This window comes from Sporosarcina sp. So3-204, from assembly GCF_058068165.1.
The window spans coordinates 826,013-846,128 of sequence record NZ_CM176485.1; the positions used below are offsets into that span (position 1 = coordinate 826,013).

Consider the following 20,116-nt stretch of genomic DNA (forward strand, 5'->3'; position numbering starts at 1 on the left):
CATGATGCTTCAGCCGTCCTATTATAATTAAAGATCTAAAAACTACTTTTTTATGTTCAAATATCATAATAGTTACCCAGATTTGGATCCAGTTATAACCCATCGCAACTTATTTGAAAGAAAGAAAGGGTGAAGCGGTTGAGTAAACGTAAAGTAGTACCGCTCATGCTCCTAAGTATTGCACTTATTCTGTTTATTTTACTTATACCTTTTAAACAGGTACTATTATTTACGGAACAAAAAACGGACAGCCCCAAAGAATATTATATTCAAATAAAAGATGATCCAGAGTTTATCATTAGGTATGTACACTCGATTTTCCTCACTAATGTTTTTGAAACTTATGAAATAACACCCGATGAAAAGATACGTTTGATGTCAATGACTTATGAAAATATTGGAATTGGTTTACCAGGCTCTGCTGGAGTGGGTGAAACTTTTTCTGTTATAGATGGATTGTACACGCTTTCATACGATGACAGAGTAATAGATTCATTTACGATGTTTATTGCTACAATCGATGCAGAATTGGCTTTACAATATCAAGGAATTGAGCTGAATTTGAAAGAGAAATTGGAACAAGGAAAGTCTTATAAAGTAAGCGTTACCAAACAATCAAACTATCAGTTGCTGAGAGGAGTAAACATAAATGCCGAAAAATAAAGAACAAAAAGATGAACAAGAAATTGATTTACAAGGCGAAGAATTTGCCATGCTTTCTGAAGAAGAGCAGCAAAAGATACTTGAAAAATATGATCCGGAGTCGAATACTAGAAAAGTAAAAGGGAATATGAAGAAAATTGTATTCATTGGCCTATTAGCCTTTTCATTGTTTCAATTATATACTGCAATTTTTGGTCAATATACGGCTTATATTCAACGTTCGATTCACTTAGGTTTCGCGCTATCGCTTGTATTTATCTTGTTTCCAGCACGCAAAAAAGTTACGGAAAAGCGAGATAAGGTACCTTTTTATGATATTATTCTGGCGCTTCTATCTATTGGTGTCGGTCTTTACTGGCCATTATATATTAATGAACTTGTATTTAGATTGGGAAGAGTTACAGATTTAGATATTATTGTCGGTACACTTGCAATCGTCCTTACCATAGAGGCGGCAAGACGTGCAGTAGGAATGCCAATTGCACTTATTTCTAGCATATTTTTATTCTATGCATTTTTCGGGCCACATTTTCCAGGTTTCCTAGGCCATCGTGGTCAAGATTTAAAAAGTGTAGTTCAGTTAATGTTCTATACTACGGACGGTATATTAGGTACGCCGATTAGTGTATCCGCTACGTTTATCTTTGTTTTCCTTCTGTTCGGTGCTTTCCTTGTGAAAACCGGGGTGGGTAGTTACTTTAACGATTTGGCTGTTGTATTAGCAGGGAAATTAGTAGGTGGACCTGCGAAAGTTGCAATTTTTTCTAGTGCACTTCAAGGGACGATTTCTGGAAGTTCAGTTGCAAACGTAGTTACATCTGGATCATATACGATTCCAATGATGAAAAAGCTAGGGTATAAAAAGGAATTTGCTGGTGGCGTTGAAGCAGCCGCTTCAACGGGCGGACAACTTATGCCACCAATTATGGGGGCAGCTGCCTTCTTAATGGTTGAATTTATCGGTGGGATTACTTATTGGCAAATTGCGAAAGCTGCTGCCATTCCAGCCCTCCTTTATTTCACAGGAATTTGGATTATGACGCATTTCGAAGCGAAACGTGTTGGCTTAAAAGGTATGACTGAAGACCAAATGCCTGATCGGAAAAAGGTACTGAAGAAAATTTATCTTCTATTACCGATACTTGGTATCATCGTATTCCTTTTAATAGGAATTCCGACGATGCAGGCTGCGCTTTATGGTATTGTTTTAACATTAATTGTAAGCTCTTTTGATAAGACAACACGTCTTGGATTTAAAGATATGATTGATGCGCTTGTTGATGGTGCGCGTACAGCGCTTGCGGTTGCAGTTGCGACTGCGTGTGCGGGTATTATTGTCGGAGTTGTTGTGAAAACAGGATTAGGTTTAAGCCTAGCAACAGGTTTAGTTACTGCTTCAGGCGGAAATATTTTCTTGACTTTATTCTTTACAATGCTTGCATCGATTGTACTTGGAATGGGTTCTCCAACGACTGCAAACTATGTTATTACATCTACAATTGCAGCTCCTGCGATTATTACGCTTCTTATGCTTGATAATCCGGAAGCGACTGTTCCACTTGTTGTCGCGCTTTCTGCACATTTATTTGTATTCTTCTTCGGAATTGTCGCAGATATTACACCACCAGTTGCACTTGCTGCATTTGCTGCATCAGGTGTATCGGGTGGGGATCCAATTAAAACCGGATTCGTCGCAGCAAAACTTGCGGTCGCGGCATTTATTATTCCTTACATGTTCGTCTACAATCCAGCGATGTTAATGATGGGTGCCTCCGTTACTGAGATTGTATGGGTTGTCTTCACAGCATTTATAGGGATGGTTGCGATAGGGGCCGGATTAATTGGTTATTGGTATAGAAAATGTAATTGGATTGAACGATTGCTAGCAGTAGCCACTGGACTTGCATTAATATTCCCAGAAACAATTACAGATATTATTGGAATTGCATCATTTGCTGTACTTATTGCTATTCAATATACGACGCGTCATAGAGATGATAATGATAAGTCAGTTACTGTAACTTCATAATAATATTAAAGTTCCCATCCACTTAGGCTAGTGGATGGGATTTTTTTTGTACTTTCATTTTTTTTATAGACATTCACTATATTTACTAATAATTCGGAGTATAGAAAGTTGAGGATGACACAAATGCTCAAGGATGTCCTGAAAAAAATCATAATATAAGGTGTTGGGTTCAATTCATGTACCCTTCTAAACTAAATCTATCTATATAGAGTATGAGAGGGGAATAATGATGAAAAAAATTGTAATTGATGCAGGGCATGGATTTAATACGCCTGGAAAACGAACACCAGACGGTGAACGAGAATGGTCGTTTAGTAATAAAGTAGCGCGTGCAGCTATAGCTAAACTAAATATGTATGAAGATATTCAAATACTTCGCGTAGATGATTCAACCGGAAAGACTGATGTTCCACTTAAAACAAGAACAGATTGGGCGAATAATTGGAAGGCGGATGTATATGTAGCGATTCATCATAACGCACTAGGGGGTGTTTGGGGGCAGCATAGTGGTGTCGAGACTTTTACTTTTGATCATCCACAAGCAAATCCAAAGTCTCTTGATATAGCTAAGTTGATTCATCCTAAAGTTGTCAAAGCGATGGATTTGCTAAATCGAGGAATTAAAAAAGCGAATTTTCATGTATTGAGAGAGACAATCATGCCAGCTATATTAATAGAAGGTGGCTTTATGGATTCGACAATTGATATTGTGAAATTACGTAATGATAAGTATTTAATAGCGCATGGGGAGGCAATTGCAGAAGGTTTAGTTGTATATTACAGGTTGAAATTAAAATCAATAGAAGAGATAAAACCTGAATTGGCTAAGGACAGTCCAGTAAGTGAATCGCATAAAGACGCTTGGATTTGGGCAACCGAGAAGGGCTTATTAAACGGGGAGCGGCCAGGTGATTATTTGACACGAGAACAATTAGCGACTGTATTAAAAAGATATGAAGATTTAAATAATTAAACGAATTGAAAAGGATTATTTCGGAGTGCTGACTTTTGATGATTAAGTCATTAGCGTAAAGGAACTCATTAAACAATAGAATCTTTCTAAGTATCTAGCATTTTTATTCTGACAATGGTATTGTGAAGTTATCATAATCAAACGGGAGTTGATTTTAAGTGGTTATTAAAAAAGCTGGTATTAAGGAGCTAGATTCTTTAGTGGAACTGTTTGATTTATACAGAATCTTTTATGGTAAAGCATCAGATATTAAAGCAGCAAGGGCGTTTATCGGAGAAAGAATTAAGAACGATGAATCAATCCTCTTTCTAGCATTTGATCAAGGTATTCCTATTGGTTTTGCACAACTTTATCCTTCATTTTCCTCTGTCAGTATGAGGTCGATTTGGGTGTTAAACGACCTTTATGTGAAAGAAGAGGTCAGAGGTAAAGGATTTGGTAGTAAATTAATTAAAGGGGTTCTTTCTTTTGCAAAAGAATCAGGGGCGAAAGGTGTCCTACTTGAAACGAATATTGAAAATACGCCAGCGCAAGCCATATATGATCATATCGGGTTTGTAAAAGAAACGAATTTATTTTACTTTTATGAGGTGTAAATCTAATTTTATAAAATAAATTTGAATGCAAACGAGATAAACCTTGAATAATTTTAACAAATAAAACCGAGCATCCTACCTAAGATAAATAGGTGGGATGTTCGGTTTTTAGCATAAAAGGTTTATATGTTGAATTTATATATATTAATCCATCAAATCTGCGATAATCTCGTACGAACGGAGACGGTCTTCATGATTATAAATACCAGAACTTATGATGAACTCATTCGCTCTCGTTTCATTTAAAAAGAATTCTAATTTCCGTTTGACAGTTTCGGGACTACCGATAATAGTTGCATGTGAACCTAGTAGATTTGCGACTGAATTTTTTTCATGTGCAGACCAAACAGCGTCTATATCATCAATAGGAGGTTTAAATTGTGTAGAAACACCTTTGGTGATATTAAGAAACTGCTGTTGCAATGATGTGGCTAACCATTGTGCTTTTTCGTCAGTATCTGCAGCAACGATATTAATGCCTAACATTGCATATGGTTCTTTAAGGTCTTTAGAAGGTTTAAAGTTTTGATGGTAAAGCTGTAATGCCTGCATCGTATATGCGGGTGCAAAATGGCTTGCAAATGAAAATGGCAGACCAAGTTGTGCCGCGAGTTGTGCACTAAAACCACTTGAACCAAGTAGCCAAACTGGTATTTCTTGTCCTTCTCCTGGAAATGCCCGAACGAGTCCTGTTGGATTCGGTTTAAAATAATCCCGTAGCTCTTCTAATAATTGAGGGAAATCCTCACCACCATTTTGTAGTGAACGCCTTAACGCATGAGCAGTAGCCCGGTCACTCCCTGGTGCACGTCCAAGTCCGAGATCGATTCGGTTCGGATACATAGCTTCAAGTGTACCGAACTGTTCAGCTATGACAAGTGGTGCGTGATTTGGCAACATAACTCCACCAGCGCCGACTCTAATACTTTTCGTAGCGCCTGCAATATGTCCAATTACAACGGATGTAGCGGAACTAGCGACACCAGACATATTATGGTGTTCTGCAAGCCAGTAACGATTGAATCCCCAATTTTCTACATGTTGTGCAAGATCTACACTGTTTTTAAATGATTGACTTGCATTACTTCCTTCATTAATCATTGCTAAATCAAGAACGGATAACGGAATATCGTTAAATTTCTTTATTTTAATTAAAGACAATTACATTCACTCCTCATCGTTTAATAGCCTCATAAAACTAGGGATATTATTTATTAAATAGTTATTAGTTGGCAATTCAATTATTTACTATCTAATACATATAGAACTATACTTCTTAACTTACTATAAGTAAGCTTGGAAATCAACTTGAGTGAATTTTTACGAAATTAGAGTTGCAATCAAAGACAACCGATTCAAATATCAAACTAATTGTTGTTGAAGTAGATTTTAATTATAAGAAAGAAAAACCACCTTTTTGATTTACACGTTTAATGAAAAAAACAGGTAATTTTTCAGTAATTTCTTGATATATTAGACTGAACACTATAAGGATTATCATTTTTGGTGCAAACTACTTCACCCAACTCGAATATATAATCTGAAAATTGAAGTAAAATTTATAATTACTAACAGTTCTATAATTGAAAGAGGAAAGAAATCATTGTATAATAATTAATGCGATTTGGTGGACATTAGTAAAAAACTACAATGAAAAGAGTGTCTCTAGAAACGAGCTTTTATTGTGGTTTAAAAGCTGCCTTGGCCTAATAAACTTTAACCGGCACGAAACGCAGACTTTTACGATGTTTAGGGAGCGCCATTTGAACGCGGCAATTTTTAAGAAGTAGTAATTTTAACGATGTTTTTTATTTTAGTTGAGATGCCATTTCCCTTGTTACAATGAATTTTTTAAAGAGTATATATAATTATTACGACCCAATAAGTATTGTTCACTCAATTAAAGTGAACAATACAACATGGGTCGTTTATTATTTTGTGGAATTATACTGAAAAATTAAATAAGGGAAAAGGAAGGGAGAAAAAATAGTGTATTTTATTATTAATTGTATTGGAATTGTAGTTGTATTAGGGATTGCCTTTCTTTTATCATTCAATAAAAAAGAAGTTGTATATAAGCCTTTAATTATATTGCTTGTATTACAGCTATTTACAACTTGGTTTATGTTAACTACAGATGTTGGAGGTACGGTCATAACGGTCGTTTCAGACTTTTTTCTTTGGTTGATAGGTAGTGCAATGTCAGGAATAAATTTTGTGTTCGGGGATTTCGCACCTGTCGATGGTTCGACTTTTACGTTTTTCATTAACGTATTACTGCCGATTATCTTTGTTGTTACGTTTTTTGACATATTGACTTACTTTGGTATTTTACCGTTCATCATTAATGGTTTCGGCTTCGTATTTTCTAAAGTTACAAAAATACCTCGCTTTGAAAGCTTTTATGCCATTCAAGTAATGTTTTTGGGGAATAATGAAGCATTAGCGGTTACAAGAGATCAATTGAACAAAATGAATGACAAGCGACTTTTAACAGTCGCGATGATTAGTATGTCTTGTGTGAGTGCTGGTATGCTGGGTGGATATTTACAGTTATTAGAACCGAAGTACGTGCTAACAGCGATCCCGTTAAATGCAATTGGAGCACTCATCATTACTTCTTTGCTCAATCCATATACAGTGTCTACAGAAGAAGATATTATCTATAAACCATCAAAAAAAGATAGAGGAAATTTCTTTGATACGATTTCGAACAGCATGATAACAGGTGGTAAATTGGCATTGATTATTGCTGTTATGCTTATTGGTTTCGTATCGCTTATAACTGCGGCAAATAGTTTCTTAGGCTTAATTAACACGCAACTATCTTTGGAAAATATTTTCGGTATTATTTTCTCTCCGCTCAGTTTGTTAATGGGCGTCGAATTTCCGCAAGTACTAACAGTTGGCCAGTTAATGGGTGTGAAGATTGTGTTAAATGAGTTTGTTGCAATGACAAACTTAAGCAAATTGCTTTCTGGCTTCAATCCGCATACGCAAGCGGTTGCTACAACATTCCTCGTTTCGTTTTGTAACTTTGCAACAATCGGAATCATCCTAGGGAGTATGCAGTCACTATTTGGGGAAAAGAAATCTAAGTTTATTGCGAAATATACATGGCTTCTTCTATTAAGTGGTATTCTGGTTTCTAGCTTAACAGCAATGATGGTAGGCTTATTTGTTTGGTAATTAATTTGAATCATTAATGGCTGGCGGGAGATATCGTTCTTGACTAATTGTCAAACTGCGGAAAAGTATATCAGTTGCTTCATATTCCTGTTAGCCATTACAGACTTCTTAGAAGAGTCCTTGAAATTACTTTCATCAAGAAAAACTTTCCTTTTGCAGGCATCGCAAGTAGAAGAAACCTGTCGTTTGGAAGGTTATACTGGCTCACGTTCCATTTTAAACACAATCATTGCAGTAGAACGACGCAACACTAGACAAGCCAAGAAAAAACAGTTTCAATTCGACAGAAGATCATTCAGGTGCTATGGAACAACGGCCTCGTATTAGGACATGTCAATCGATTAAAAACAATTAAGCGAATGATGAACGGAAGAGTAGGGTTTCAAGTACCGAAAAACCGTGTCCTTTATGAGTGCAAGATATATTAAGATAGTATCTATCCCTAATAAAGTGGCGCAACGAGTTGATTCCTCAAAAGTTCATAAGAGCCACTTTATTATAGTTTTTACAAATATTCTCGTTGAGCTTTCAAGGTTTTATTTAATTCTAAGACACAAAAAAATGTAATTCTGAATGAGTAAGTATTAAAATAAATGAAGAGTGCAATTTTACTTTTCTTGAACTCGATAAAAGTTTATTGACGAAATCAGTTTAAGATAGTACTCTTGATGAAAGCGTTATCAATGACTTTAATCTAACTTGTGTACTCGAGTAGACTTCAGAGGAAAGGATTGTATTTTCTATTAATAAAAAAAACTTCACGCCCATCTATTTACAAATTGGAGAAGATATTAAATCACTTATACAAGCTGGAAAGTATTCGGAAGGTGATCGACTTCCTTCGGAAAGTGAATTGATTCGTACATATAATGTTACACGTTCAACGGTACAAAAGGCTTTGTCTGTTTTGGTCAATGATGGATTAATTGAGCGAATTCATGGGAAAGGTACCTATGTTAGATTGCGTGCCATTCGTGAAAGTATTTGGAATTTTAGTGGTTTTTCCGATTATGCTAAAAGAGCGAATTATAAACCCGTTACTAAATTAATTAAAAACGAATTCTTTATTGATCAAAAAGTAACTTATTTAAAGTTGGTTCGTCTTCGTGGAGTTTTAATCCAAGAAAAGACACAATGGCTGACATTAGATACATCTATATTATCCCTTTCGAATTTTCCTGGGTTAAATCAATATGACTTTGGAGTAAACTCTTTATATGAGACTTTAAAAAAAGATTTTGATACGGTACCTAGTAATGCAAGATTAAATGTAACCCCTATTTCTGCAAGTGCAGTGCTTATGAACTTTTTTGAATTAGAAAGTACTGTACCGCTTTTAAATGTTAAAGGTGAGGTTTTTGATTCTGATGGAATGTTAATAGAAAGAGTTGATGTTATATACAGTCCAAATGCAGATTTCAATTTTGTTATAACAATTTAAATTTAAAGGGGATAGAGTTTTGAGAGATAAAATTTTAGGAACACTTTATGGAATGGCTATTGGGGATTCAATGGGAATGCCTTCGGAATTGTGGAGTAGAAGAAAAGTTAAGGAATATTTTGGGGTGATTGAGACGTTTTTGGATGGGCCAAAATCCAATGAGGTGGCATGCAATTTTGTCAAAGGAGAGTATACGGACGATACTTCACAGGCTTTATTAATCTTAGATGCATTAATAAACAATGAATTTAAACCGGATGATCATAAGATTTCTTCTTCAATTTTAGTTTGGGCGGAACGAATTAATGCTTTTGAAAATAATATTTTAGGACCTAGTTCGAAAGCCGCTTTGACAGCAATTAAAAATGGTGAAGATCCATCTCCTATTACAGCTCTTGCAGAAACGAATGGTGCGGCCATGCGCATTGCGCCTATCGGATGTTTATTTATTCCAGAAAAGTCTAAAGCTTTAATCGATTATGTTTGGAATGTTAGTAAAGTAACCCACGCTTCTGATGTTGCAATTGCAGGGGCATCTATGATTGCAGGAGCAGTAAGCGCAGCGGCGGCAGATTATAGTTGGGATGATATTATTGCGCATGCACTTAATATTTATGACGAAGCAATTATTTACGGAGCTGAAACATACAGCGCATCTTTACGTGCTCGCTTAGAGCTGGGTTTGATGTATGCCGAAAACTTTTCGGATGATGAAGAAGCATTTGCTTCTAATATCTATCATGTCATTGGATGCGGTGTATTAACGAGCGAATCGGTTCCTGCAGCTCTGAGCATCGCATATTATGCGAAAACAGTAGAACGCTGTGCATTATTATGCGCTAATATTGGCGGAGATACAGATACAATTGGTGCAATGGCAACAGCGATATGTGGCGCTAAACAAGGGATGTCCAATATTAAAAAAGAGTTTATAGAGCAAATTGATGTTGCGAACCCTGTGAATTTAATTGATTATGCTGACCAAATTATATGCTATAGAGACAAAGTAAATGGGGGAAATTGATATGGAGAAAAAAGAAACTATTTGTGTGCCAAAGGAAGAACGGACTGGTAAACCAAGTGAATTATTTTTTATTTGGTTTGCAAGTAGTATTGGTATCTTAGGTGTAGTTTATGGTGCGATGATAGTTAGCTTCCAATTAAGCTTTTTTCAATCCACTTTGGCCGCTTTGGTAGCAGCCCTATCTTTTGTACTTGTTGGATATATTAGTATCGTAGGTAAAAATAATGGTATAAGTACGTTTATGCTTTCTCGTGCAGCTTTCGGAACTAAAGGGAACTGGATACCCAACTTCCTGGGATGGTTAAATCTAATAGGATGGCTTGCTGTAAATGTAGTAACCGGAACATTAATTTTACTGTCATTGTTAAATGTTTTTCAAATTAAACAAAATGGATTTAACATGCTTTTATGTCTACTTGTTTTCGCTTCTTTAATATTATTGTCAGGAATTTTAAATCAAAATAAATTGGTTCTCCTACAAATGTTCTTTACATATGTTTTTGGTGGTTTAACTTTAATAGTTTTAACAATTTTAATTATAGGGACGGATTGGCAGCAACTAATGAATATGCCAAATGGTAGTTGGCTTACAGGGTTTTTACCTGCAGTTTCAATTATTATTGCAGGGACAGGAATTAGTTGGTCTATTGCTGGAGCAGACTATAGTTCATATCAATCTCCAAAAAGTAAAAACTCTGCTGTATTTTCTAGTGTTGTATTAGGTGCTGTAATTCCATTATTTATAATAATGTTTGTCGGAATTTTGCTTAGTACATCTATGCCAAATATTACAACATCAGATAATCCAATTGATGTTATAGGTCAAGCGTTACCATCTTGGTTGACAGTAATTTACTTTGTTACTGCCGTTGGTGGATTAATACCACAATGTATTATTAGTTTGAAGTCAGCTCGAGTGAATCTAGAAACACTAAATATCAAGGTTTCTAATAAAGTTTCATTAGGTCTTCACGGTTCCATTATGTTTTTGATTCCTCTTTATGTTTTATTCGTTTCGCAAAACTTCTTGTATAACTTTCAACTCTTCCTTGGGATGCTAGGAATTGGATTAGCTGCTTGGGCAGCAGTATTTGTTGCGGATGCTATATTTAATAGAAAGAATGGTTATGATCATTCTTTGCTATTAATTGGTGGTACAAATAATGTGAATATAACAGGTGTTCTTAGTTGGGGAATTGGAACAATAATTGGTTTTCTTTTTACAAATACAGACTTTTTTAGTGGACCTTTTGCGAAGGGGATATTCGTAGACAATAGTTTAGGTCTTTTGCTTGCTTTTTTCTTCAGTTTTATTGCATATGCACTATTAAGATTTATTTCCCAGAAAGACGGTGACTCTAATGGAAACAACGTTAAAATCAACTAAAAAGATTTTAGTCGTAGGATCAGCGGTTGTTGATATGGTTATTCATGTCAATAAATTACCTAATACAGGTGAAGACGTTATGGGAACCCACGAACGTACAATTGTAGGTGGGTGTGCATATAACGTTCAACAGGTAATTAGTCATTTTGGTTTGGATAACACTTTATTTGTACCGATTGGAAAGGGAACTTATGCTGATATTATTCGAAATCAATTTTTGCTAAAAGAGATTCCAATTCATTTAGAAGACTTTACCCAAGACAATGGCTGGAATATTTCATTTGTAGAGGATACTGGAGAAAGAACGTTTTTAACGATTCCAGGAGTAGAAATAAATTGGAAAAAAGAGTGGTTTAATCATCTAAATCTGTCCGAATTCGATTTTATTTATATATCTGGATACGAACTGGAAGGCCCTTCCGGGGATGTGATTATCGACCAAATTATAAATAAAAAAGAGTCTAACACTAAATTAATATTCGATCCTGGTCCCAGAACTGAATTCATATCAGATTTTGTTTTGGATACTATATTGCATTCGGGTGCAATTGTACATTGTAATGATAGTGAGTTATTAACATTATTTCCGGATCATACAATTGAAAAAGCGGCGGAAAAACTACATGCATTAACAAAAGAAGCCGTTGTTATAACTTTGGGTAAGGATGGGAGTGATTTTATTGATAAAAACAAAATGAATCATCTCCCAACTGAAAAAGTGAAAGTTGTCGATTTTATAGGTGCTGGTGATTCGCATACAGGTGCTTTTATTACTGGACTTGCATGCGGACTATCAACAGAGGAAGCTTGTCTTCTTGGCAATAAAGTTTCTGCAAATGTGGTACAACAATCTGGTGGAACATTTGTTGGTTTATAAATATAGTAAATGCTCTTTTACGTTGTAGCTTTGCGTAAAAGGGTTTTTTAGATTTTGGTAGGACTCATTTTATGCTTATTGGATTGCTGAGTAGATTGTAGTGGACGCAATTACGCTAAGGCACAGTAGATTGATAAATAATCTAACTAGGCATGTGTAAAGTCTATAATTAGAATGCAGTACACGCTCGTGTAGATCAGCAAGTCAAATATTAGGTAAATATGTTAAGTGGATAAAAGATATGTGCACTTAAAATCACAAAAAACACCACCTCCGAAGAGGTGGTGTTTTGCAAAGAAACCTTAGTTCCATAGGGTCTCAAAGTGGGTTTGCACCCAATGACCCTGGACGGGCTCGAACCGCCGACCTCTACCTTGTCGAGGTAGCGCTCTCCCAGCTGAGCTACAGAGTCGATATAGATTATTTTTAAAGACCATATTTACTGGACATCTATTATTATATCGAATATCCGAAATAAGTCAACTGTTTTTAAAGATAATTTCATAAGTCGTATACTTGTAAATATAAAAGGAGGGGTTCTACGTTGCGTGAATTTACAATACCGTTCATTTATGATTTTGACAATGCTATAAAGCGACTTGCAGGTGATCCGATAAATTATGTAAATATTAAGGAGCGCTTTGTATGTATACCAATGGAAGAAGGAAATATAGTCACACTTCGTGGTATTGGTTCGACACAGAGCCCTGCTTTTGTAATTGAAAATGCCATTGATGAAGATCAAGTTAAGAAAATACAATCCATTTTCGGTATGAATGAATCACTTGCTGAAATTGGGGCACACTTTGCAAGAACGGATTTGGCGAAGATTTTTATAGATCATGCAGGTTTTCCACTCGTTAAGAGTTTTTCCCTTTATGGAACTCTAATCCGAAGTATTATTCATCAACAATTAAATATGTCATTCGCAAATACTTTATCCATGCGTATTATTGAGAAATTCGGTAGTTCTATTGACGGAGTTTTGCAATATCCAACGCCTGATATTACTGCGAATCTTGAAGTATCCACTCTTCGTGACATGCAATTTAGTACACGAAAAGCAGAATATATAATTGATGTCTCAAAAGCGATTGTAAACGGAGAATTAAATTTGGAACGCTTGCGTCATATGAATGATACAGAAGTAATTTTGGTACTTACTTCATTTAGAGGGATTGGTCCGTGGACGGCGCAAAGTTTCTTGATGTCTGGTCTTGGAAGACCCAATTTATTTCCAATCGCGGATATTGGCTTACAAAATGCATTGAAAAAGTTATGGAATCTAAATCGAAAACCGTCGAAAGTAGAAATAAATGCTCGTTTTAAAGACTGGTCACCGTATTTAAGTTATGCTGCGCTTTATTTATGGCGGAGCATTGAATGAGTACTTGAGAAACTCCGCCAGAAAATCCTATCTATGTATAGCCTATTCTATTCCATTCTCCGACCTTGTTAATTTGTTCAGAATTAAGGCCGGAGCCGTTGAATAATATATTAAGAAAGAAACAGTTCATTATTTACTTCTTCATGTTCAAAATAAAGGAAACTTTCTTCTTCTAATTCTTTAAGTCTTTCTTTATTGATGCCGTGAGCTAATTGTCCCTCGAAAACTTCTTCCCACCAAGTTCCTGTTGCTGTCATTTTATTTCCTCCCCTATTCTAAGTTATCTTTGTAATTAGTTAAATACCCCTGTCAAAATAAAACAAACCTATACAGCTTAATAAAATTCGCAAGTCCTATGAGAACTATCAGATAACCACGATTCATGTTGAAAATTAAAAAACTTCATAAAGTAAATTGTTTCAGTAGGATTATTTTATTAATAATAAAAACAAGTTGTCAATTCATTCCGCCTTATAAATAATAGTGATTTCGTGATGAAAAATATCTAAGCTGTTGAACATAGTATATGGAGAAATAGCTATTTTGAAACTGCGCAATTGGTTGGAAAATAGTGACTCGTAAAAAACGGTACTTTTGAGATGTTGACTTTCTCAAAGTATGTAATATTGTAATGTATATTTGAAACTGAGTTGTAGTGAAATATGTAAAACTTAAATAGAAGTTGGACGCGTTGCATTCTTCTAGTAATCTAGTTAACATTAGTACATATATAGAATGGAGGAAAATTGATGACTTTAACGACCAAAGATGTTGAATCAATGATTGCCTCTCAACGAGAATTTTACTTTTCAGGACAAACAAAAAAAGCAGCATTTAGAAAAGAAATGCTTACTAATTTAAGGGAAGCGATTATAGCCCATGAAGATGAGATTACAGATGCGCTATACAAAGACTTAGGAAAAAGCGCATTTGAGTCTTATGTAACTGAAATTGGATTTGTAATATCAAGTATTTCAGAGATGTTGAAAAACGTAGATCGGTGGATGGCGCCTGAATCCGTAAAGACACCAATTTATTTACAACCTGCAAAAAGTTTTATTGTTCGCGAACCTTATGGCTCAGTGCTAATTATCGGTCCGTATAATTACCCTTTTCAATTAGTGATGGAACCGCTCGTCGGCGCGATTGTTGGTGGGAATTGTGCAATTGTAAAGCCGTCTGAATCAGCCGTTCATACTTTAGCGGTCGTGCGTAAGATTTTATCCAGTACATTTACACCAGAGTTTGTACGAGTAGTAGAGGGAGAAAAAGAAGAGACGACTGCGCTTATCAATGCTTCCTTTGATTATATTTTCTTCACAGGTAGTGTTGCCGTAGGTAAAGTAATTATGCGCGCAGCTGCAGATAAATTGACGCCGGTGACGCTAGAACTAGGCGGGAAGAGTCCTGCAATTGTTGATCCAACAGCGAATTTAACGAATGCTGCAGAAAGAATTGTTTGGGGAAAATACCTGAATACCGGACAAACTTGTGTAGCGCCTGATTATGTACTTGTGCATACTTCAGTTAAGGATGAATTAATCAAAAGAATGATTGCAACGATTAAAAAGTTTTATGGTAAAGACATTGCGAAAAGTCCTGATTACGGAAGAATTATAAATTCTCGTCAATTTGATCGATTAGTCAATATGATGGACAAAGACCAGCAGTATATTGTAAATGGAGGCAATGCTGACCGAGATAACTTATACATTGAGCCAACTTTGTTTGCTGGTTTGGACTGGGATAGTGCATTAATGGAAGATGAAATATTTGGACCACTTTTACCGATATTGACTTACGACAACTTAGGAGAAGTGATTCATCAAGTGCGTAAATTGCCGAAACCTTTGTCTGCATACATGTTTACTGAAAATGAGCAAGCTGCAGATTACTTCTTAGAAAGTTTAACATTTGGTGGCGGATGCATAAACGATACTATATCTCATGTAGGCAATACGAATCTGCCATTTGGCGGTGTTGGAACTTCAGGAATAAATGCTTATCACGGTAAGGATAGTTTTAATGTCTTTACGCATGCTAAGTCAATTATGAAACGAAGTACGAAGATTCCGATGAAACTTGTATTTCCACCTTATGACAACAAATTGAAATTAGTAAAACCGCTTATCCGATAATGGAGGCGGTTTTTCTTTTCATTTATAGGTCAAAAAAAGTATACTATATAGAAGAAAAGGATTGTGATGAATATGTTTAATCAAAAGCGAATAATTGAAGTTTTACAGAAGTTAGTTGAAACGCCGAGTCCGTCTGGCTACACTGCTGATGTTCTAGCTATTATAAAAAAAGAATTTGAAAGTATTGGCGTTCCTTTTATTACAACAAATAAGGGAGCAGTCATTGCAACGATACAAGGTGCTGAAACAAAGAGACATCGTTTATTAACTGCGCATGTAGATACATTAGGCGCAATGGTAAAAGAAGTTAAAAGTGATGGCCGCTTAAAATTGTCGATGATTGGCGGTTTTAAATGGGATGCTGTAGAAGGTGAATATTGTTCGATTCATACAGCCAGTGGTAAGAAATATAGCGGAACAATATTGATGCACCAAACTTCTGTGCATGTCTATAAAGAAGCGGGAAGCGCAAAAAGAAGTGAGGACAATATTGAAGTTCGTATAGATGAAGTTGTAAAAAACGCGGATGAAACGAGGGCACTTGGTGTTGAAATAGGAGATTTTGTGTCGTTTAATCCTCGTTTTGAGGTTTCCGATAGCGGTTTTATAAAGTCCCGTCACTTAGATGATAAAGCGAGTACTGCTCTTTTGATTGAATTAATTCGTGGTATTGTTGAAGAAGGTATTCAATTGCCTAATACAACACATTTTTATATCTCTAATAATGAAGAGATTGGATATGGTGGAAACTCCAATATACCTATTGAAACAGTTGAGTATATCGCTGTCGATATGGGTGCTTTAGGAGATGGACAAGCATCTGATGAGTATACTGTGTCTATTTGTGCAAAAGATTCAAGTGGACCTTATAATTATGGCTTAACGCAACATCTTGTAGGACTGGCGAAGCAGAAGGATATACCATTTAAGCTTGATATATATCCGTATTATGGATCGGATGCATCTGCTGCAATTCGGGCGGGCTTTGATGTAAGGCATGCACTGTTTGGTCCTGGCATAGAATCTTCACATGCGCTTGAACGAACGCATATGGATTCGATGCGTGCAACTGCGGAGTTATTAGAAGTGTATGTTAAATCTACGATGATTGATTGAACGGAGGAAATATGATGAATACGGAGTTATTGTTGTCAGTGTTACCAATTAAAAAAGTAGAGGGTGCTATACCGGATTCGATAACTGATCTTGCGGTGGATTCGCGGGCTATCGCTGCAGGCGGAATGTTCGTTTGTATTGAAGGTTATACAGTAGATGGCCATGATTATGTTGAGAAAGCTGTGGCTAGTGGTGCTCAGGTGATTGTCGCGTCAAAACCAATAGAGGTTGATTTGGAAAAAGTCGCTGTAATTACTGTTGAAGACACATCACGTGCTATTGGTTTATTGGCATCACGCTATTATGATTATCCATCAAAACGCATGACGATGATTGGTGTAACAGGGACAAATGGTAAGACAAGTGTAAGTGGGATTATACACGCAATTCTCCGTGAAGCAGGTGAGAAGTCAGCTGTTTCAGGGACAATTGGGTTTGATTTAGATGGTACTTTATATGAAACAGATAATACTACAGGCGATGCACTTACAACACAAGCGATGATTTCGCGAGCGGCGAACGAAGACTGCCAAACGATGACGATGGAAGTATCTTCGCATGGACTTATACTTGGTAGGCTCGCGGGAACAGTTTTTGATATTGCTGTTTTTACTAATTTGACACATGATCACTTGGATTTTCACGGAACGATGGAAAATTACGGTGACGCCAAAGGGCTTCTTTTTGCACAGCTGGGACAGGATTTTGAAAGTCAGAAGTTTGCAGTTATCAATGCGGATGATCCTTGGAGTATGCGTATGTTAGAGAAGACTAGTTTTCCGGTCTTAACTTTTGGTATTTATAATGAAGCAACATTTCGTGCGAAAAACATTGTATTAAATGCAGACGGCACGACATTTACTTTAGTTGCACCAGATGGAGAATTTGAAGTTAAGATGGATTTAATTGGTGAATTTAGTGTCTTGAATGTGCTTGCGGCAACAGCTGCAGTATATGCAAAAGGATTAAAGACCTCGGCAATTGTTACATATATTAGTAAAATCGGTTTTGTGAAAGGGCGCATGGAGAAAGTAGAGACAGCATTGCCGCTAACGATGTATATTGATTATGCACATTCACCAGATGCGATTGAAAAAGCGATTGCTGCGGTTCTGCCTTATAAGAAAAACAAGTTAATATTTGTCATTGGAACAGGTGGGAATCGGGATCGAATTAAACGACCGATTATGGCCCAAAAGGCTTCTGTTGCAGATTATGTGGTTTTGACAACAGATGATCCACGGGATGAACCTTATGAGACAATTTTGGGTGAGCTTGAAGTAGGAATGACTCATTCAAAATACGCCTGCATTGGTGATCGTCAAGAAGCAGTTCGACATGCAATAGCTGTTGCAGAGCATGATGATATTATTATTTTCGCAGGCAAGGGACATGAGGATTATCAAATTATTGGCTCTACAAAGTATCCTCATTCGGATGCAGATATTGCAATAGAAGAAGCGGAGAAAAAGTTTGGTGTACGCAATGTGAAGAAGTAATTGTTAAAAGCTGTCTAGTTCGTTAGACAGTTTTATTATTTTTTCATGCATTCATTTTATGATACAAGAAAAATTGTTGAATTATGAGCCGTATGTCTTTATGATTAGAACAGCAGTATAGAAGGAGATTACTTATTATGAACAAGTCGATAGATGAAAAAATTGCAACAAGGCGAACGTTTGCCATTATTTCACATCCGGATGCCGGAAAAACAACTATTACAGAAAAACTCCTTTATTTCGGTGGGGCAATTCGAGATGCTGGAACGGTTAAAGGGAAAAAGTCTGGAAAGTTTGCGACATCGGATTGGATGGAAATTGAAAAACAGCGTGGGATATCAGTTACTTCTTCTGTCATGCAATTTGATTATGATGGAAAAAGAGTAAATATACTAGATACACCAGGTCATGATGATTTTAGTGAAGACACGTATCGTACGCTTATGGCAGTTGATGCTGCTGTAATGATGGTTGACGTAGCACGAGGTATTGAACCACAGACAATTAAATTATTTAAAGTATGTCGGATGCGTGGTATTCCAATCTTTACATTTATTAATAAAATGGATAGACAAGGTAAAGAACCATTGGATTTAATGGAAGAATTAGAAGAGGTATTAGGCATTCAATCTTATGCGATGAACTGGCCAATCGGTATGGGGAAAGAATTCTACGGCATCTATGATCGTTTTAATAAACGTGTTGAGCCGGTGAAGCCTGAAAATGACAATCGTTTTATAGAATTAAATGATGCAGGAGGACTTGCAGAACCGCATTCAATGGAAAAAACAAGTTATTATAAACAAGCATTGGAAGATGTCCTCCTTTTAAATGAAGCCGGAAATGATTTTGATGAAGAGCTTATTGCTAAAGGTGAACTAACGCCTGTATTTTTCGGAAGTGCATTAACTAATTTTGGTGTACAAACTTTTCTAGAAACATTCTTACAATTTTCACCTCCACCACAACCTCGGTTGACGAAAGATGAAGTCTTAATCAGTCCACAGTCGGAAGAGTTTTCAGGATTTATTTTCAAAATCCAAGCTAATATGAACCCTGCTCACCGAGATCGGATTGCTTTTGTTCGAATCGTCTCAGGATCATTTGAGCGTGGGATGACCGTAACAGTACCGAGGATTTCAAGAACATTTAAACTAACTCAAACGACGCAATTTCTTGCAGATGACCGTGAAATCGTGAACGAAGCAGTTGCTGGAGATATTATTGGTATTCATGATACAGGGAATTATCAAATTGGAGATACGATTATTGGCGGGAAATCTAATTTCACATTTGATGCATTACCACAGTTTACACCTGAATTATTTGTGCGTGTAACAGCTAAAAACGTTATGAAGTCAAAGCATTTCCACAAAGGTATATTGCAACTTGTTCAAGAAGGTGCTATTCAGTATTATCGAACACTTCATACTGAAGATGTCCTTTTAGGTGCAGTGGGTCAACTACAATTTGAAGTCTTTGAGCATCGTATGAAACATGAATACAATGTTGAGGTCAAAATGGAGTATCTTGGCTCGAAAGTAGCGCGCTGGATTGAAAATGAAGAAGATGTCAAAGAATCGATGGCTGGCCAACGGGCAATGCTCGTTAAGGATCGACATGATAAATTTGTCTTTTTATTCGAAAATGACTTTGCAATGCGATGGTTCCATGATAAACATCCTACTATTAACTTATATAACCTATTGTAAGATTGAACCTGGTTGGACGAATTGGTCGTCTGATCAGGTTTTATTATTTCCATTATGTGACAGTCGTGCGAAATTAGTTGTAAAT

At 36.2% G+C, this 20,116-nt stretch carries 17 protein-coding genes and 1 tRNA gene; 15 read left to right on the forward strand and 3 right to left on the reverse strand.

Annotation, left to right across the window (positions count from 1 at the left end):
- Window positions 1-138: 138 nt before the first annotated feature.
- The 4 genes from AC3RV6_RS03935 to AC3RV6_RS03950 all read left to right on the forward strand — a co-directional run bounded on the left by AC3RV6_RS03935 (window position 139) and on the right by AC3RV6_RS03950 (window position 4,261).
- The gene (locus AC3RV6_RS03935; RefSeq protein WP_489748156.1) at window positions 139-663 is read left to right on the forward strand and encodes a DUF1850 domain-containing protein; all 525 of its coding nucleotides are present in this window, start codon (window positions 139-141) and stop codon (window positions 661-663) included.
- Complete coding sequence (locus AC3RV6_RS03940) at window positions 650-2,692, forward strand: TRAP transporter permease (protein WP_489748157.1); 2,043 nt, start codon at window positions 650-652, stop codon at window positions 2,690-2,692. The genes AC3RV6_RS03935 and AC3RV6_RS03940 overlap by 14 nt, the downstream gene beginning before the upstream one ends.
- A 226-nt stretch (window positions 2,693-2,918) precedes the next feature.
- Complete coding sequence (locus AC3RV6_RS03945) at window positions 2,919-3,665, forward strand: N-acetylmuramoyl-L-alanine amidase family protein (protein ID WP_489748158.1); 747 nt, start codon at window positions 2,919-2,921, stop codon at window positions 3,663-3,665.
- 158 nt (window positions 3,666-3,823) lie between these two features.
- Complete coding sequence (locus AC3RV6_RS03950) at window positions 3,824-4,261, forward strand: GNAT family N-acetyltransferase (RefSeq protein ID WP_489748159.1); 438 nt, start codon at window positions 3,824-3,826, stop codon at window positions 4,259-4,261.
- A 144-nt stretch (window positions 4,262-4,405) separates the two neighbouring features.
- On the opposite strand, the gene AC3RV6_RS03955 is transcribed toward AC3RV6_RS03950, so the two are convergent.
- A complete protein-coding gene (locus tag AC3RV6_RS03955) occupies window positions 4,406-5,422 on the reverse strand; it encodes an LLM class flavin-dependent oxidoreductase (RefSeq protein ID WP_489748160.1) in 1,017 nt (338 codons plus the stop codon).
- 828 nt (window positions 5,423-6,250) lie between these two features.
- Here AC3RV6_RS03955 and AC3RV6_RS03960 point away from each other — a divergent pair.
- The 6 genes from AC3RV6_RS03960 (at window position 6,251) to AC3RV6_RS03985 (ending at window position 12,179) form a co-directional block, all read left to right on the forward strand.
- Window positions 6,251-7,450: a NupC/NupG family nucleoside CNT transporter gene (locus tag AC3RV6_RS03960; protein ID WP_489748161.1), complete on the forward strand. Its 1,200-nt coding sequence runs from the start codon at window positions 6,251-6,253 to the stop codon at window positions 7,448-7,450.
- Between the two features lie 39 nt (window positions 7,451-7,489).
- The gene (locus AC3RV6_RS03965) at window positions 7,490-7,777 is read left to right on the forward strand and encodes a hypothetical protein (protein WP_489748162.1); all 288 of its coding nucleotides are present in this window, start codon (window positions 7,490-7,492) and stop codon (window positions 7,775-7,777) included.
- A gap of 451 nt (window positions 7,778-8,228) precedes the next feature.
- Window positions 8,229-8,891, forward strand: a complete 663-nt coding sequence (locus tag AC3RV6_RS03970; protein WP_489749183.1) for a GntR family transcriptional regulator — start codon at window positions 8,229-8,231, stop codon at window positions 8,889-8,891.
- Window positions 8,892-8,910: 19 nt separating this feature from the next.
- On the forward strand, window positions 8,911-9,915 hold the full coding sequence (locus AC3RV6_RS03975) for an ADP-ribosylglycohydrolase family protein (RefSeq protein ID WP_489748163.1): 1,005 nt from the start codon (window positions 8,911-8,913) through the stop codon (window positions 9,913-9,915).
- Window position 9,916: 1 nt separating this feature from the next.
- Window positions 9,917-11,302: a purine-cytosine permease family protein gene (locus AC3RV6_RS03980; protein ID WP_489748164.1), complete on the forward strand. Its 1,386-nt coding sequence runs from the start codon at window positions 9,917-9,919 to the stop codon at window positions 11,300-11,302.
- Window positions 11,277-12,179: a PfkB family carbohydrate kinase gene (locus tag AC3RV6_RS03985; RefSeq protein ID WP_489748165.1), complete on the forward strand. Its 903-nt coding sequence runs from the start codon at window positions 11,277-11,279 to the stop codon at window positions 12,177-12,179. The genes AC3RV6_RS03980 and AC3RV6_RS03985 overlap by 26 nt, the downstream gene beginning before the upstream one ends.
- 339 nt (window positions 12,180-12,518) lie before the next feature.
- Here the strand turns inward: AC3RV6_RS03985 and AC3RV6_RS03990 are convergent.
- A tRNA-Val gene (locus tag AC3RV6_RS03990) sits at window positions 12,519-12,591 on the reverse strand.
- A gap of 132 nt (window positions 12,592-12,723) precedes the next feature.
- Here AC3RV6_RS03990 and AC3RV6_RS03995 point away from each other — a divergent pair.
- Window positions 12,724-13,566 (forward strand): DNA-3-methyladenine glycosylase family protein, encoded by an 843-nt coding sequence (locus tag AC3RV6_RS03995; RefSeq protein WP_489748166.1) that lies wholly within the window; start codon window positions 12,724-12,726, stop codon window positions 13,564-13,566.
- Window positions 13,567-13,676: 110 nt separating this feature from the next.
- Here the strand turns inward: AC3RV6_RS03995 and AC3RV6_RS04000 are convergent, their stop codons facing one another.
- On the reverse strand, window positions 13,677-13,823 hold the full coding sequence (locus AC3RV6_RS04000; RefSeq protein WP_489748167.1) for a hypothetical protein: 147 nt from the start codon (window positions 13,821-13,823) through the stop codon (window positions 13,677-13,679).
- A gap of 492 nt (window positions 13,824-14,315) precedes the next feature.
- Here AC3RV6_RS04000 and AC3RV6_RS04005 point away from each other — a divergent pair, with 492 nt between their 5' ends.
- From AC3RV6_RS04005 to AC3RV6_RS04020, 4 genes are all read left to right on the forward strand, one after another.
- Window positions 14,316-15,704: an aldehyde dehydrogenase gene (locus AC3RV6_RS04005; protein WP_489748168.1), complete on the forward strand. Its 1,389-nt coding sequence runs from the start codon at window positions 14,316-14,318 to the stop codon at window positions 15,702-15,704.
- Between the two features lie 66 nt (window positions 15,705-15,770).
- Window positions 15,771-16,820 (forward strand): M42 family metallopeptidase, encoded by a 1,050-nt coding sequence (locus AC3RV6_RS04010; RefSeq protein WP_489749184.1) that lies wholly within the window; start codon window positions 15,771-15,773, stop codon window positions 16,818-16,820.
- A gap of 14 nt (window positions 16,821-16,834) precedes the next feature.
- Window positions 16,835-18,319 (forward strand): UDP-N-acetylmuramoyl-L-alanyl-D-glutamate--2,6-diaminopimelate ligase, encoded by a 1,485-nt coding sequence (locus AC3RV6_RS04015; protein WP_489748169.1) that lies wholly within the window; start codon window positions 16,835-16,837, stop codon window positions 18,317-18,319.
- Window positions 18,320-18,456: 137 nt separating this feature from the next.
- Window positions 18,457-20,031, forward strand: coding sequence for a peptide chain release factor 3 (locus AC3RV6_RS04020; protein ID WP_489748170.1), 1,575 nt, complete (start codon window positions 18,457-18,459; stop codon window positions 20,029-20,031).
- Window positions 20,032-20,116: the final 85 nt, after the last annotated feature.

What these genes read in the sequence shown, in the direction of transcription:
- AC3RV6_RS03985 (WP_489748165.1), top strand. Translation starts at nt 11,277, where the DNA reads ATGGAAACAACGTTAAAATCAACTAAAAAGATTTTAGTCGTAGGATCA.
- AC3RV6_RS04015 (WP_489748169.1), top strand. Translation starts at nt 16,835, where the DNA reads ATGAATACGGAGTTATTGTTGTCAGTGTTACCAATTAAAAAAGTAGAG.
- AC3RV6_RS03945 (WP_489748158.1), top strand. Translation starts at nt 2,919, where the DNA reads ATGATGAAAAAAATTGTAATTGATGCAGGGCATGGATTTAATACGCCT.
- AC3RV6_RS04020 (WP_489748170.1), top strand. Translation starts at nt 18,457, where the DNA reads ATGAACAAGTCGATAGATGAAAAAATTGCAACAAGGCGAACGTTTGCC.
- AC3RV6_RS04005 (WP_489748168.1), top strand. Translation starts at nt 14,316, where the DNA reads ATGACTTTAACGACCAAAGATGTTGAATCAATGATTGCCTCTCAACGA.
- AC3RV6_RS04000 (WP_489748167.1), bottom strand. Translation starts at nt 13,823, where the DNA reads ATGACAGCAACAGGAACTTGGTGGGAAGAAGTTTTCGAGGGACAATTA.
- AC3RV6_RS03940 (WP_489748157.1), top strand. Translation starts at nt 650, where the DNA reads ATGCCGAAAAATAAAGAACAAAAAGATGAACAAGAAATTGATTTACAA.
- AC3RV6_RS03980 (WP_489748164.1), top strand. Translation starts at nt 9,917, where the DNA reads ATGGAGAAAAAAGAAACTATTTGTGTGCCAAAGGAAGAACGGACTGGT.
- AC3RV6_RS04010 (WP_489749184.1), top strand. Translation starts at nt 15,771, where the DNA reads ATGAATATGTTTAATCAAAAGCGAATAATTGAAGTTTTACAGAAGTTA.